This is a genomic window from Aliinostoc sp. HNIBRCY26 (genome assembly GCF_050235535.1).
Lineage (GTDB): Bacteria > Cyanobacteriota > Cyanobacteriia > Cyanobacteriales > Nostocaceae > Trichormus.
Genome location: NZ_CP189852.1, coordinates 474205 through 490536 on the forward strand (window position 1 = coordinate 474205; position 16332 = coordinate 490536).

Below are 16332 nucleotides of genomic sequence, written 5' to 3' on the forward strand. Positions count from 1 at the left end.
CGCCTTCCGTTGCAGAACAGGCATAAAGTCAAGGATTTGTTCAACGAGGTTCAACTTTACATCAACTTCATTTATAGCATTTATTTTGTGAAGCTAGTGTTAATAGCAAACTTAATTTATGGGGACTGGGGATTGGGAACTGGGGACTGGGGAAAGGAGATTTATTAAGACTTTCATAGGAAAAACCCAGCTTCTTGACGAAACTGGGTCATGGACGCATAAAATCAAACTTTATTTAAACTCTTGGCGTAACTCTGCGCTCCTGGAGCGTTTAAACCCTCTTAACCCAGAGTCAAAAAACCATTCTGAATCAAATATGCCGTGTAAGTCATAAACAACTTCCCATCAATTGGCGCACAGGAAACACCACTACCAGCTAAAGCCTTAACAGTTTCTTCACAACTAATGTGAGGTCTTCTAGCTTTTAGGTACAAATCGGGAATAGTGAGTTGCTCATCAGACCAACGCTCTAAGAGGAAAGGCCGTAAAGTGTATAGAGGATTATCTGTAGAAGTTGCACTCTCAATTAACTTCGCTTGCCATTCTTCGTAGGGGAGAATGTCAATTTGATAACCGAAAGAGCGTATCCAGTCAACTAAAACATTCAATCCTACGGGTTCGGGATGTTGTAAGTGGAAAGCTTGACCGATCGCATCTTTTTGCATAGATAGATGTACGATCGCTTTACTAACATAATCTACAGGGGACATATCCAGCATATATTCCACGTCGGGGAAATATCCCATCTGTAGACAACCCTTAGCCATCAAGTTGATGAAGTCATGGGTGTTACCGATACCGGTTTCGCTATCACCAGCGATGAGGGGGGGTCTATGAATGGTAACAGGTAAACCGCGATCGCTCGCAATCTTCACTAACTTTTCTGCTACCCACTTAGTTTGGGAGTAACCCAAATAAATCCCTTCCCAGTGGCTAAAATCATCATCTTCCTTCACAACTTTACCAGCATAGAAAGGAGCTTCAAACACCGCCACACTAGAAACATAATGCACAGGCTTTACTTTCACTTGACAAGCCAAGCGCAAAACTTCTTGAGTTCCCAAAACGTTAGCCGCTTTCAATGCTGAGTAGGGGAAGACATAATTTAACAACGCACCACTATGATAAATAGTGTCAATTTCTGCTGCTAAAGTTTGGAATTGAGTAGAACTTAAACCCAACGAAGGTTCAGATAAATCACCAACTACAGGAATAATTCTCGATTCATATTCATCCTGCCAAATTGCGTAACCTTCGAGATTTTTTTGCAGCTTAACTTTGCCTTCTTCCAAGTTAGCCGCACGCACCAAACAATAGATTTCTGCTTTGGTTTGTTTGAGCAATTCCCGAATAATAAAAGCACCTAGAAAGCCAGTACCACCAGTTAAGAATATCTTCTTAGGTTGAGTGACAGGTAAAGCAACAGGAATAGCACCACCAGGATGAATAGTGGGATCAAGAACAGCTTCAGCCTGTAAATCCAAAACAGGGGTATCAGAGAAGCTAGCAGTATTTGTGGAACGAGTAACACCTGTATCTTGTACCTCTGTACCTTCTTCCAATTCTTCAGCTAAACGCTGAGATAATGATTCAATTGTGGGATAATGCCACAACAACAAAGGAGATGGTTGAAACCCTAATAATTTTTCTAATTGACTTACCATAGTCATGGCTTGAGCAGAATCCAAACCATAGCTTTCTAAATTCACACTGGGGTCAATTTCATCAGCATCTACACTTAACACTTCAGCCAGGTGAGCAACCATCCAAGCTTGAATTTCGGCTGCACTATACGATTGTTTCACAGTCATTTTGAAATCTCCAAATATTTACCAAAGTCATAGCTGAGTATTGAGTGCATAAACTTAGTAAAAACTACTCATCAATTGCCAATTAATACTGTCTTTTCACTCAGCACTCAGCACTCATTACTCAGCACTGTCTTAACGCACTGGTCGATATTGAATGTAAGAATCTGGAATTTGCATTCCTTGCAATTTCAAACTTTGAATGCGATATAAAAACGCTGCTCCCTTCATGATGTGATGAGCAACATCAACAACATGACGATTATGCGTTTCCTCTAAATAAGAACCACGCACCCAGTCATTAAAACTTCCCATTGCTGGGCCGCACCAAATTTGATAATCTACTTCTCTACCTTTTTCACCAGTAGTAGACCAACGAGAAGATAATCCTAAATACCATCTAAAGATTACAGCCATTTTGAGTTTAGGATTGTTAACTGCTTTCCCTAATTTCTCTGGATTTTTTTGTGATAAATACGCAGCAGTTCCTTCCCAAGCCTCAGCAATAGTCTTCCGGAAAACTTGTTTTTCTAACTTCTCCCTTTCTGCCAAAGGAATTTCTTCAATGGAGTTATAAGTGCGGTACAATTCGTACAATTTTTGCGCGCGCATGGGGAACATCGTACCCCGTTTCAGCACCTGTACTTTCACACCCATTTCAAACATATCGCCGGCGGGAGCCATAGTGACATCAGCCATTTCTGCTTGGGCTAATAGCTTTTTGGTATGCTCACAAGCACCAGATTCAACACAAGCTTGATTGACTGAACCAGTAACTACATAAGCAGCACCCATCATAAAAGCTGCTAAGGCTGATTCTGGGGTAGCAATTCCACCAGCCGCACCAATTCTAATGGGTTGAGGATAATGATATTGAGCTTGAATTTCATCCCTTAAAGCAATTAATGAAGGGAGTAAACACACCAAGGGACGATTATCAGTATGTCCGCCAGAATCAGCTTCTACAGTAATATCATCAGCCATTGGAACTTTTGCCGCCAGTTTAGCTTGCAACTCAGTAATTAAACCTTGTTGTAGCAATTCTTGCAGCATTTTTGGTGGTGCTGGCTGCATAAATTTACTCGCTACTTCCCGGCGAGAAATTTTAGCAATGACTTTATTTTTGATTTCAATTTGGTTGGCATCATTTAAACTTAATCCCGCAACACGGTAATAAACAATGTTGGGAGTTAAGTCTAAAAATGCGGAAGCTTCAACAATTCTCACACCATATTTTAAATATAAATCCACAGCTTGGCGTTCAACTGCCATATCATTAGGACTGTGAATTAAATTAAAAGCGTAGGGTTGATGAGGTAAAGCTTGTTGAATTTTATGAATAGCTACTTCGATTCTTTCAGGAGGTAAACCACCTGCACCAAAGGAACTTAAAATATGCTCTCTACCCAATGCAATTACCATTTCTTCGGAAGCAATACCGCTAGCCATTGCACCAGTCATATAGGCATATTTTACGCCATAAAATGATAGAAAGCTAGGGTCGCCGAGTTGTTGGGTTTTAATAGGTGGAATTGATGTGATTAGTTCTAATTGTCCGGCTGCACCATGTTCTGCTGGAGCTAAATAACCATCATTAGTTACACCAACTTTACCTGCAAGTTTGACAATGTAGCAAGGTTTATCTAAAGCCAGTAATTTATTTTTGATATCTGTTTGTTCAAAAGCAACACAATCTAAAGCACCTTTCCAGATGAGATTGTGATTGTAGATATGGCTGGAATAACTCAAACCATTATCAAACTTATTTATAAATGTATCCACGGTCGTCACAGTCGTTCCCTCGCACGATATGCAATGAATTTATCTCTGGTTTGTAGTAAGGACTTCAGTCCTTATAACATCAGGACTAAAGTCTTTAATACGAACTTTAATTACTTAGCTTCTTCACCCAATAAATCTGCGGCGCAGACCATTTGTAATTGAATGATTTCGCTCAATTGTTTACTAAAATCTTGTCTGGCTTTTAAAAAATCCGTGTGATTTTTAGTTATGCGTGCGTTGTTTGCGTTCAGCTTTTGATACTGAACTTTGTTTAATTCCAACATATTGATGATGATGGCAAATTCTTCGTCAGTTGCAGATAATTCAGGAACTATTTCAGGCGTTGCAGAGTCAGAAACAGTAGACTCAAAAAATTCTACTCGCTCTTCAGTTTTTAAATCGTATTCCATGATAGTTTTCATGGAATCTTTTGCTGGCTCAACTTTAGGAGTAGGAATTTCTACAGCCGGAGTTTCAATCTTATTAACAGCCTGAGATAAATTCAGAGAATTGATGGTGAGGGAATCACTAAATAGTGGTTGTTCTGGCTGTTTTTTCTTCGCTACATCTTGGAAGAGTTGACGGTTTTCTGCTGTCAATATTTTGCCAGTAATTGATTCACCACCAACTGTCACAGTCCGCAGCATGGCTTTATTTTGCTTGGTGGTTGTCACTGGACTGTAAAGCGGTGATAAGTCTAAATTCACCCGATGACTAACGAGTTTACCTAATGCTTTGACAATGGAACTATGGTCATCCATTCCGCGACGGTTGAGGGAAACGGTGATGTGTTCTTTGTCTTCCAGAATTTTATCTATCCAGCGAGAACAAACGCTACCCGCACCGGCTTCAATGAAAATTTTGGTTCCGTCTTCGTAGACGCGGTTAACTAATTTGGGAAAATCTAATTCTTGAGATAACCCTGTTGCAATGCTACGCGCAATTACTTCACTTTCTAATGTGATAGTCTGATACTCAGCCGCCGAATAAAATACAATTCCAGGTATTTCCTGACTCGGTAAAGTATTTAATTTTACTAGCTCATCAAACTCCGATCGCATGGCTTGACAATGAATCACATGATCGAAGGGAGCAGAGAAAGCATTGCAGCCAATGGTTTTAATCACCCTTTGACAAGCAGCCGGATCACCTGCAATCAATACTTCTTCGGAAGTATTAATTTGTGTTAGATAAACACGCGGTTCATTTCTGATTGCATCCCGCACTTGTACAGGACTCGCCATCAGCACATAATTACCCCACAAATTATCCTCTGAAGCCGTGGGAGATTTTGGTAATCCCCAATACTCACGCACAGCATTTTTCGGCCCAGATAATCTGTCACCAAATAAAGCGGAGGAGTTGAAGGAGTTACTACCTTCATAAAAATTGCTCCATACCCCTTGAGCAACCATCATGCTGGTTTCACCCAAGCTATAACCAAACACGTATTTGGGTTTGATTTGAAAATCATCCCGAATGACTGTAGTAAGCAGTCGGGTAAAGGACATTTCCGCTTCAAACATTGCTAGAGAATCATCGAGCAATTCCCTCTCTAGCTTTTCTAGTTGTCTAGTAGTTAATTTGCTCAAACTGCGCGGAAATACCCGACGTTCCACATCAGCCGCACGTTTGTAGAGGCTCTTGATGAAGGGGTTATCGTACAGTTTGGGGAACAGACGGAAGAGATTACGACTAATACCGACATAGGAATTCACCGCCGCCGGATACACATAAGCCAACTCGCCTTTTTTACCCAAGGGGTTGGCTGTGAAATAACTACCTACAGGTGTTTGCCAATCTGTACCCTTTTCAAAAGCAGCAGTAATCCCTTTACGTGCTGATTCAATTTCGCGCAGCAGTTCTTTTTTGTTGCGTCCGGTAATTGAAACGGCGTACTGTGCGGCGGTTTGTTGTTGATAGGTATTAAAAGCTTGGCTAGCAATCTGAGATAGAGAATCACTCTCGGTAATACTCTTTTGCAGACTGTCCAAACTAGCCATCAAACTAGCGCGGTCATCAGCAGCTACAGGTAACAGATAATAAGGTGTTTGTCGTAAATAGGTATTTGGACGCTCTTGTTGCTTGACTTCTTCTGACAAAATCACATGAGCATAAGTCCCATCAGAACCTATTCCGTTCACCGCAGCGATACGCCGAGGAGCATTCTTGCTCAAAAACCAAGGTCTAGATTCGGTCGCCACATAGAAAGGACTACCTTCAAAAGCTTGAGGGTTCTTCACCCCAGACCAGCCAGGAGTTGCAGGAATATATCTGTAATACAAACACAGAGCCGTTTTAATTAAGCTGGCGATACCCGAAGCAACGAAAGTGTGACCGATATTGGCTTTAACACTACCAATTGCACAGTGTAAACCATCACCTACAGATGGATAAGCTTGGATTAAACCAGCAATTTCCGCTTCGTCTTCCTGGGGAATCCCACTCCCGTAAACTTCGACATATTTCACTTGTTCAGCTTGAACACCTGCTGTTTGTAGAGCTTGCTGACAAGCTTGGTTAATGCTTGCACCGTCTAGGTTTGAGTGAGTTTGACCAATAGTAATGGCATCGATTACAGCATAAATGTGATCGCCATTTTCTAATGCTTGGCTATGACGCTTGAGAACCACAACCCCCGCACCTTCTCCCGGTGTCCAACCATTGGCTTTTTGATCATAGCTCAGAGTATTAACACCAGTATTAATATTAGCTGTTTTGCTGCGTAATAATACGTTTTCAACACCGCCAGCCATATCGACTGCACCCACAACTACAGCGTCTACTTCTTCAGTCATCAGTAGCATTTGTGCCACTTCCAACGCCTTAAATGCAGAAGTTTCTACAGCCGTGAGGGTGAAGGAAGGCCCGGTAAAATTCCACAACGAAGAAATCCGACTCGCCATAATGTTGGCGATGTAGCTTAAATACTCACCAATTTCGACTTGATGGTGAACGCTATCTTTAACGATGGTTTCTAGTTGAGCGATTTTATCTTGGGGTAGAGTAATTTCCGCCGCGTTCAGTCCGTCTTTGACTTGCCAAGACGCATCCCAGCGTTGTTGGAGTTGATGGACAGATAACTCGGTTTCCGTGGCGATAATCACCGCTACATTCCCCCCTTCTGGAATCTTCGCATCTTTAAGGGCGCGATCGGCCACCGTCAGAAGTAGCAATTGTTGGGGGTTGAGTTTTTCAACTTCGTTAGGAGGAATTTTATAGGTGAGGGTATCAATATCGAAATCTTTGATATATGCACCTACAGGTGCTTTACCTTCTACTAAGCCGTACTTTTGTAGTAATTCTGGTTGTGTTTCGATGCCGTACCATCTCTTCGGCGGTAGGGGAATGAAGTGTTGTTTACCGTCGTAGATACTGCGTTCAAAAGCATCTAAGCCATTACATTCACCGAAGAAGGCATCCATGCCTACAATAGCGATTTTTTGTTCTAACATCTCTTTACTATTAGTCTGTGAACGATAAATCAGTTTGTAGTAAGCACTTCAGTGCTTCAGAGACTTCCAAAAGGTAGGGTGCGTCAGTATGAGTAATTTCTTGATAAGTTTCGGCTTTCTTGTACTGACGCACCCTACTAACTCGTTAATTTTGGGATAGTTAATTTTTTATCTCTAAGAAAGGGCTGAAGCCCTTACTACGAACTTTTTATTTCTCTAGAATCAGGTGGGAGTTTGTACCACCAAAACCAAAAGCACTTAAGGCTACGTGTTTGGTTGAGTTGTTTTGTGGCCAGGGTGTCTGATTTCGCACGATGTTGTCAGACGAAATCACGTTGTTTTCCGACTTAATAGGGTCGTTGACGTTGATGGTGGGGGGAATTACACCGTGGTTGAGGCTATATATTGCCTTCGTCAAACTCACCATACCGGCAGCTACTAATAAGTGACCGACATTGGCTTTGGCTGAACCAACTAAAGGCTTGGCTTGGTGTTGTCCAAAGAAGGATTCTATAGAGGTTAATTCGGTGGTATCTCCCAGTAATGTGCCGGTAGCGTGACACTCCATATAATCAATTGCTTTGGGGTTAAGTCCAGCTTCTTGATAGGCTCTCTCGAAGGCTATAACTTGCCCTTTAGTATTAGGACTTAGTAAATGCTTACCTTTTCCATCGTTAGAAAGACCATTACCGCAAACTGTTGCTAGGATTTTATCCCCATCTCTGACGGCATCACTGTAGCGTTTCAGCATCACCATCCCGATACCTTCAGAGGTAATTAAACCTCGTGAGGCTTTATCTAGAGGTGCGCTAATGCCGTTGTCTGGATAGCCTTGGATACCAGAAAATAGCATCCGTAAGAAAAGAGGATCTGAGCAACTGATAGCCCCAGCTAGCATTACGTCAGCTTTGCGAGACTGTAGGTAATGGGATGCTAACTTGATGCTATAGAAGGCAGAAGAACAAGCAGCATCTATACAGAAGTGATTACCTGAAAGGGAAAAAGCTTTAGCGACTAATGCAGCCGGTAAGCCGGAAATCATGGCGTTTTGTGTGGCGGCTTTAGTAGTTGTAGGGATAGCCGCCAGATGGAAATCTTGATTTTGTAAAAGTTCCGCTACTGCTGGCTCAATGGTTTGGCGGTAAATGGGTGCAATTAATTGATTAGAAACTTTGGTAGGTAGAGAAAGAGTTCCTAAGATAACTCCACATTTAGACAGGACTTCTTTATTTCCCCAGTAGCCACTATTTTGAATAGCTTGTTTTGCAGCGTATAGTGACCATTTGAAGGTGTTATCTAAGCTTTCCACAAATTCCGATGGCAGATTGTATTCGCTGGCATCAAATTTAAAATTGCGGACAAATCCACCTTTGAGAAAATAAAATTTTTCCGGCTTGCCTTTAACTGGGTCGTAAAATATTGTGGGATCTAAACCCATTTCTTCGACAGTAATTGATGATGTCGAATCTTTCTGATCAGTGAGATTCTGCCAAAATTGTTCGGGATTGTTAGCATCAGGAAAGAGGCATGATAATCCGATGATGGCGATTTTTTCCACTGTTTCTATCCTCGTTTGGGTATTAAGCGATAAGAGGCAGGGGGGCAGGGTGCAGGGTGCAGGGGGAAAAGAATTAATGACTATTTCACTGTCACCTGTAACCTGTTACCTGTCACCTTTGTTTCTGCTGAATATGACAGTATTTAAACTGTTTTCTAAACTTACGAGGATTTACGCTATTCCCAGGACTTGAGACGATTAAGGATTTACTGTGCTTATAAATGGCCTACTATAGCCATCCTAATTTATTTAGGATGCTTTGAGGGGTTTTATTTAAGATTTATCTCACGCAAAGGCGCAAAGACGCAAAGGAAAGAAGGGGAAGGAGATTGTTGAGGGTAAAATTCATTATTTATTCTCCCCTGCCCCCCTGCCTCTTATTTGGGTTTGTGCAGGTTCATTGGTGCAATGATTGCTTTTGCTCCTAAGATGCGGGAGTAGAGTTTTCCTTCGGTGTCGTGAATCATGAAGTTGGAGGTTAAGCCTGTTGCGGTTTTGCTGATGACTTCACAAGAAACGTAGAAGGGTGCGTTATAAGGGATGGGTCTAAATTGTTGTGAATCTGTTATTTGTCCGGGTAAACAAACTTCTTGGTGATAGTGGCTTAACCATACCCAGAGGGGTTGGGTACTGAGGTCTATGGCGTAGGGATTAAACCATCTGATGGGGAATTGTCCTTGGGTTTCTGGTGAGATTTCTGGCCAGTAACATTCAGCAGTAATTTTTTCTGGACTGATGTTAATTACTCTGGTAATTTGTTGGAATGCTCGCCCGTGAAATAGGGAGCAATCACCATTTTGATAGAAGTCTTTACCAATGGTTTTGATGATATTATCTTCTTGCCAATTAACAGATTCATAGATGGGAATTTCTGGTATTTGGCGCACAGTTGTAATGTTGGCGCGGAAATGATAGTGGGTTTTTCCTTCGGGGGTTTTGCTGAGAATTGTGGTCTGAAATTCGATTGATTCAGAACCATTTTTGGCGATTTCTTGAATTTCGAGAATGTATTCTTTCGCTAGGGTTTGATTGAAGGTAATACCCTTTAAAACTTTAAATTCTCTACCACGTAGATAGCGATAACCTGGATAACATTCTTCACAAGCATGAATCATCCAGGACATAGCGCAGGTGGCTGGTAGTACGGGAGTCCCAGCAATCACATGATCCATCAAGAAGGGGTTTGCATCTACACTCAGGCGGCGATGGATGCGATAGGTACGGAGTTGGGGGTCTAGTGTTCCAGGTGGGGGGATGATGGGGCTACCGATGACTACTTGTGTAGAGTCACGATGACTGGGGTGTAGTTCGTTGACTAGCATTTGTGTACCCACATCCACAGGGATAATATCAATTCCCCGTTCAGCAAAGGCTTTCTTGAGTTCTGGTGTCACCATACCGCTATCCCAACCGCCCCAGTTGATAGCGACAACGTGACAATCAGGATTGTATTGCTTCATCAAGTGGGCTGACTTGTTGAGAATTTCATTAGCGATCGCATAATCTGATTGCCCAATATTCCCATAAAATCCAGCCACGGAAGAAAACAACACCAAATGTTCTAGTTGTTTTGCATCCACGCAAGACAACAGATTTTCTAACCCTTGCACCTTAGCGGTGTAAACCTTCTCGAAATCTTGGTCTGTCTTCTTCTCAATCAACTTGTCAGCTAAGTTACCAGCACCGTGAATAATCCCAGTAATTTTACCCACCCGTGCAGACACAGCAGCTAATTTCTGCTGTAACTCTGCAACATTGGTAACATCAACACTGATATACTCAGCCTTTGCACCAGTCTTTTGAATTTCCGCCAGAGTTTGCTTAACTTCGCGGCTAGAAACAATTTTGTTATAAACCTTCTGCACACTCATCGGTGTCGGCTTTTCCCCTTGGGAGATGAGATGCTGCATAATGCGTTTTTTTAATACAGCCTCGTCAAAACAATCCTGAGCAAACTCCGGCTCATTTTCAATAACTTGCGATCGCCCAAGCAAGATAAACTGACAAGGTTGGTGCTGTGCTAATCTCGCCACACACTGCGCCGTAATTCCCTTAGCACCGCCACTAACAACAAAAACCGATGAAGGACGAACCTGGGTAAGTGTAGTCATATTTTTTTATCAAAGAGATGAATTTTGTTTCGCGCAAAGACGCAAAGTCGCTAAGAAGGGCGCAAAAGTGAAGTTAATTATTCGCGCCTTTGCGCCTTTGCGCGAGGAAAAAACAGTCTATAGAACTACTCGAAGGAACTGATGAGAGTGACGCGTCCTTGAGAACCGTAAGCGACTTCAGCAATACAAAGATTAGAATCATGCAATTCATCAATGATGTGCTGTGCTGAAGTTCTTGCATCTAAGTTGGGGCTGAGGTCAATTCCTCTGGTAAATACATTTGACCATTCCCATCTCAGAGTTTTGACTAACCCGAATAACCCAGCACCGATCGCACCAAAGTTTACATTCTGCTCTAATCCGAAAGTACCATCTAACCGAGTGACAGTGAAGAAACAACTACGCTCATAACGTCCGGCTTCAGTCAGGGATTGTTTCAGGTGCTTCGCCATAAAGAAAACGTGCTTCACAATCGCTTTTTCTTCTGGGATGAAAGGAACTTTACCGGTGTTCGCTACCTGAAATCTGGGGTGGAGGTGAACGAAAGCCCCAATTGTGCCGTAGTTAGTAGCGATCGCAGATAATTTTTCTTGCAGTAGTTCTTCGCTCATATCTGCGAGGCTGACTTGGTTCACGCCTGCGGGTAAGGGCGAGCGTTGGGGAACTATCGATTGGGGGAAGCTCAACACTACTACTTTGGAGCCACTTTCTGTTAAAGCTTGGGCTACTTGGGAGGTAGTCAGAGTTCCATCATCAGTAATTAAATAGATGTGTCCCTCTGGCAATTTGAACTCTAGGCGATCGGGTGTTGGTAGGTATCTGAGTTTGGCTGGACGGCGTTGTACACCGTCGATGACTTTTACTGGTTGCCAGCTAAACTCAGACTGAGGCTTTTTTTTTTCACCTCCCACCAGCTTCTGGAGGTAGTCAACAATTTGACCGATGGTGCGTAAGTCGCCTAATTCTTCAAAGTTGGGTTTGGGCAAGTTGGGATATACTTCTTGCAATCCACCTAAGATTTCTACCCGTTTGATGGAGTCAATCCCTAAGTCAGCCTCCATGTCCATTTCCAGTTCGAGCATTTCTACTGGGTAGCCAGTTTTCTCGCTGATAATGTTGATGAGAGTTTTACCGATATCTGCATATTCGGTGGTGTCTGTAACTTCAGTTTCGGTAACTGTTTCTACGACTGCTACTGGTTCAGGTACAGCAGGAGTTACGACTGGTACAGGAATTACTTCAGGTGCAGGTGCAACAGGTGCGGCTACTTTGACTACAGGTTGACCGCTAGCAGCGTTAGCTTGGAGGAACTCGATAATTTGACCGATGGTGCGTTTTTCTGCGAGTTCTTCTAAGTTAGGCTTGGGTAGGTCAGGATACAATTCTTGCAATCCGCCTAAGATTTCTACCCGCTTGATGGAGTCAATACCTAAGTCAGCCTCCATGTCCATTTCGACTTCCAGCATTTCTACTGGGTAGCCAGTCTTATCGCTGATAATTGCTAGCAGGCTGTTACCCAACTCAGCCAAATCTACGGCGGGAGCAGCTACAGCTACAGGTGCAACGGGTGCAGGTGCAGGAGTAACTTCAACTTCCTTGACTGGGGGAGCAATAATTTGAGCCACAGGTGCGGGTGCAACCACGGGTGCTTCAATTACAGGCTCAGGCTGCATTTGCCAAGCTGTGGGCGCAGGTGCGGGTGCAACTTCAGGTCTTGCTACAGGCTCAACTTTAGCTACAGGTGCGGGTGCTTCCACAACGGGGGTGTCGATGGTGAAAGCGGGAATTGGCTTGCTAACTTCTTGGACTGGTGCTGCGGTGGCGGCTGCGGTTACGCCACTGGCAAGAACCATTGAGTATTGTTGCTGGATCAGGTCGAAGAAGTTTTTCGCGTAAGCTACTTGTTCCTGAAGATATTTTTCATGGATGCGGAGGGTTTCACCTTGTTGGGAGTGAAACTGCATCAAACTGCGCTCTAAGCTTTCCATCACTACTAGCTTGAGTTGAGCAGCTTCTTGGGAAGTCTTAGCGTTAGCAAACAAAGCATTTTGCTGTTGCATCAGTTGGAAGAAGGCTTTGGTATATTCCATCTGATGGTTGAGGTAAGTACCATGAACTTGGAGATTTTCAGCTTGGTTTTGCTGGAACTGAGTCATGAGGTACTCTAAGCTTGCTATCACGCGCTGGAAGTTTTCCAGTTTTTCAGGTGTTTCCATTGTCTTTGATTCGGCTAGTTGAGGTGCAAGGATCGCAGAGTTCATTTCTGGTTTTGCTTCAGTAGTAATAGTAGAGTTGTTGGCGATTTTGGCGGCGCGTCCGTTACCGTTAGTTGCTTTAACTGGTGCAGACATCTCTGGTGTAGCTGCGGTCATCGATGCAGACATGGCTGTTGTCTCTGGTTGCGACGCAGAGATAGCGGGTGTTTCTACCACTGGGGTAGCAGCCACGTTAACTGTAGGCGCATTGGGGAAGGAAATTTTGTGTCCATCATTCAACGCTTGCACAAAAGCGTTTTTGGTTTTTTCGGACACGTAGTTGATACCCCGTAAGGTGATGCTGATACCTTTTTTCTTATCGGCTGGGGGTAAGGTAGGCTGGGTTTGGTATGGGTCGATGTTCTTCAACTGCATACCCAAAACGCGCATTTGCACTACTGCTTCCCGTAAGGAGCGATCGCTGTTTTTCTGTGCGCTGGGGTTGAGGGCGATGGTAACATGAGGGCGATCGCCGAGAATTTCTTTCACTAAGTTAGTCAAAATTCTCTTTGGCCCGAATTCCACGAAGCAGTGACCACCAGCCGCGTAGATATTTTCAATTTCCTGCTTGAACAGCACCGAGTTAGCGAGGTGAGTTTCCAGGATTTTTTGAATCGCTTGGGGTTCTTTGGGGTATTGCTTACCTGTAACGTTGGTGAATACAGGAAGTTTGGGTTCGTGGAAGGTGACTGATTTAGTTGCGATCGCAAATGATTTCTGGGCGAAAGCAATCAGTGAGGTGTGGAAAGCGGCGGACACTGGTAAGGGTATGGCTGCATAACCTTGTGCTTGTAAAGCTTCACGCACTTTCGCAATGTCGCCGGTAGAACCTGCCAAGACAAACTGAGTGGGAGAATTGTAATTGGCGATCGTTACCTGTGGGAATCGCTTCAGAATCGGTTCGATTTTGCTGAGGTCTTCCTTCACCGCCAACATTGTACCCGCATCGTGATCAGGGTCTTTGGGTGCAGCCATTGCTTGACCTCTGGCTTTCACCAAGTACATATAATCTTGGTCACTCAACACACCCGCAGCCCACAAAGCAGTGATTTCACCAAAGCTGTGTCCTGCTACAAAGTCAGACTTAAAGCCAGCTTGCTTGAGGATGGAATACAAACCTGCACTAAATGCGCCGATCGCTGGTTGGGCGTATTCTGTGCGTTGCAGTGCAGCCGCTTGCGCCTTTTTCTCGTCTTCATTAAATACGGGATGGGGGAAGACAATTTCTGAGAGCGATCGCAAGTTATCTCTGAGCAACAACCCATCCATGTAACCATACAGACGGCGCAAGGTGGGGAAGTTCATCACCAATTCTCTACCCATTTCCAGGTATTGAGAACCTTGACCAGAGAACAACGATACAACCTTACCGCCTAATTCCATACCGGAAGCACGGTAGTAAATACCTTGGGGATGTTCCCAGTTAGCTGCACCTGCTTTATGCTTGAGCAAATCAATGGTGGTTTGCATCAACTTGCAAGCTTCTGGGAGATTTTCCGCCACAAAGCCAACTCTCGCCGCATTTTGGGGAATTTCCACAGATTGGCAAGCTTGCGCTAAGTTGAGGAAATGTCTTTCGCCGTCTGCTGATTGCAAGTTACCTAAAGCTTCTTCGCACTTTGTCAGCAGTTCCGCAGGGTTAGCAGCAAACAACATGATTTCGCGGGGGGTACTGTGTATCCGGTAGGGGCGATTTTGCTCGCTGTCGTGTTCTTCCAAAACTATGTGGTAGTTTGTTCCACCGAACCCGAAGGAACTCACACCCGCACGTCTTGGGGCTTCGCCTTCCGCCCGAATCCAGGGACGAGTTTCGGTGTTGAGATAAAAAGAGGAGTTTTCAATATTGAGCTTAGGATTCGGCTCAGTAATGTTAATTGTCGGGGGTAAAATTTTATGATGCAGTGCCAAAGCGGTTTTAATTAAGCTAGCCGCACCCGCAGCAGCTTTAGTATGACCGATTTGGGATTTCACACTACCCAAAGCAATATGCTGCTTTTTGTTGTCGTGTTCAGAGAAAAAGTCTCTTAAAGAACCGAATTCGGTGGGATCGCCAGCCATTGTTCCTGTACCGTGGGCTTCCATCAGACCGACGGTAGCGGGAGAAAAACCAGCATCTTCGTAAGCGCGACGCAAAGCGTTAACTTGTCCTTCTTTGCGGGGAGCATAAATACTCTTATAGCGTCCGTCGCTGGAAGTACCAACCCCTTTAATGACTGCGTAAATTTTATCGTTGTCGCGTTCTGCATCTTCCAGACGCTTCAACACCAACATACAGATACCTTCACCCAGCATCATCCCATCGGATTTTGCATCGAAGGGTTTGACGTTCTCGCTGGGAGATACGGCTGGGGTTTTGCTGAAGGAGATGTAAGCCATGATGGTGTTATCAGTGTCTACACCACCAGTCAGCATCATATCAGCGCGATGTTCGACTAGTTCGCTAATCGCCATTTTCAACGCCCCGAAGGAACTAGCGCAAGCTGCATCAACTACGCAGTTCATTGCACCAAAGTTCAAGCGGTTGGCGATGCGTCCAGCCACAACGTTAGCCAACATCCCAGGGAAAGCGTTTTCATCCCATTTGACGTAAGCACTTTGGATTTTTTCAACAATTTTGTCAGTGTCTTCGTCAGAGAGTCCACTGCTTTTGAGGACTTTCTTCCAAATGGGATATTCTAACCTTGCAGATAGGGGCATACCCAATTGCTTGGCCATTGCTACCCCTAAAACTACCCCCACCATCTCGCGGTTAAAATCACGAGATTCACCGTAACCAGCATCTTCCATTGCTTCCTTTGCCACTACTAAACTTAATAGTTGGGAAACGTCGGTAACTTCTAAAATGCTGGGAGGAATACCAAATTCCATTGGGTTAAAATCAACCTCTGGAATGAACCCACCGCGCTTACAGTAGGTTTTATCTTTTGGTGTTCTGGGGTTGGGGTCGTAATAATCTTCAACACTCCAGTGGGTGTCAGGAACATCGGTAATACAATCAACTTTATTAATGATATTTTGCCAATATTCCCGCAAATTTCTGGCTTCAGGAACTATGGAAGCCATCCCAATGATCGCAATAGGATTTTGTTGTAGTTGTCTGTTAATTTTGTTAATTGACATAGGTTTTTCCGAGTTCACTTTCTTTTCCTCAATACACCGCAACAAAGCCTTTTCGCAATTACTAATTTGGCTTTCTAACTCCGCCAAGGCAGCATCAATTGGATTAGCAGACATAGGACATATTCTGTTCTGGGGTACTGTGGATCTACATACCAATTCGCAATTCGCAATTCGCAATTGATAAAACCCTCTACAAAGGTTTATTAGTTGCGAATTATTGATGAATTTTGATGAATCGGTATA

General features: G+C 43.7%; 6 protein-coding genes. All 6 read right to left on the reverse strand.

The annotated features are described in order from the left end of the window. Window positions 1–281 precede the first annotated feature (281 nt). Complete coding sequence (locus ACQFX9_RS02000; protein WP_427160473.1) at window positions 282–1811, reverse strand: thioester reductase domain-containing protein; 1530 nt, start codon at window positions 1809–1811, stop codon at window positions 282–284. Window positions 1812–1943: 132 nt separating this feature from the next. Further along, complete coding sequence (locus ACQFX9_RS02005) at window positions 1944–3599, reverse strand: PfaD family polyunsaturated fatty acid/polyketide biosynthesis protein (RefSeq protein ID WP_427160474.1); 1656 nt, start codon at window positions 3597–3599, stop codon at window positions 1944–1946. 101 nt (window positions 3600–3700) lie between these two features. After that, window positions 3701–7045 (reverse strand): PfaB family protein, encoded by a 3345-nt coding sequence (locus ACQFX9_RS02010; protein WP_427160475.1) that lies wholly within the window; start codon window positions 7043–7045, stop codon window positions 3701–3703. 208 nt (window positions 7046–7253) lie between these two features. Then, window positions 7254–8603, reverse strand: coding sequence for a polyketide synthase (locus ACQFX9_RS02015; protein ID WP_427160476.1), 1350 nt, complete (start codon window positions 8601–8603; stop codon window positions 7254–7256). 377 nt (window positions 8604–8980) lie between these two features. Next, entirely contained in the window at window positions 8981–10714 is a 1734-nt protein-coding gene (locus ACQFX9_RS02020; protein WP_427160477.1) for an SDR family NAD(P)-dependent oxidoreductase, read from the reverse strand. A gap of 125 nt (window positions 10715–10839) precedes the next feature. Then, complete coding sequence (locus ACQFX9_RS02025; RefSeq protein ID WP_427160478.1) at window positions 10840–16203, reverse strand: beta-ketoacyl synthase N-terminal-like domain-containing protein; 5364 nt, start codon at window positions 16201–16203, stop codon at window positions 10840–10842. Window positions 16204–16332: the final 129 nt, after the last annotated feature.

What these genes read in the sequence shown, in the direction of transcription:
- ACQFX9_RS02000 (WP_427160473.1), bottom strand. Translation starts at nt 1,811, where the DNA reads ATGACTGTGAAACAATCGTATAGTGCAGCCGAAATTCAAGCTTGGATG.
- ACQFX9_RS02010 (WP_427160475.1), bottom strand. Translation starts at nt 7,045, where the DNA reads ATGTTAGAACAAAAAATCGCTATTGTAGGCATGGATGCCTTCTTCGGT.
- ACQFX9_RS02020 (WP_427160477.1), bottom strand. Translation starts at nt 10,714, where the DNA reads ATGACTACACTTACCCAGGTTCGTCCTTCATCGGTTTTTGTTGTTAGT.
- ACQFX9_RS02025 (WP_427160478.1), bottom strand. Translation starts at nt 16,203, where the DNA reads ATGTCTGCTAATCCAATTGATGCTGCCTTGGCGGAGTTAGAAAGCCAA.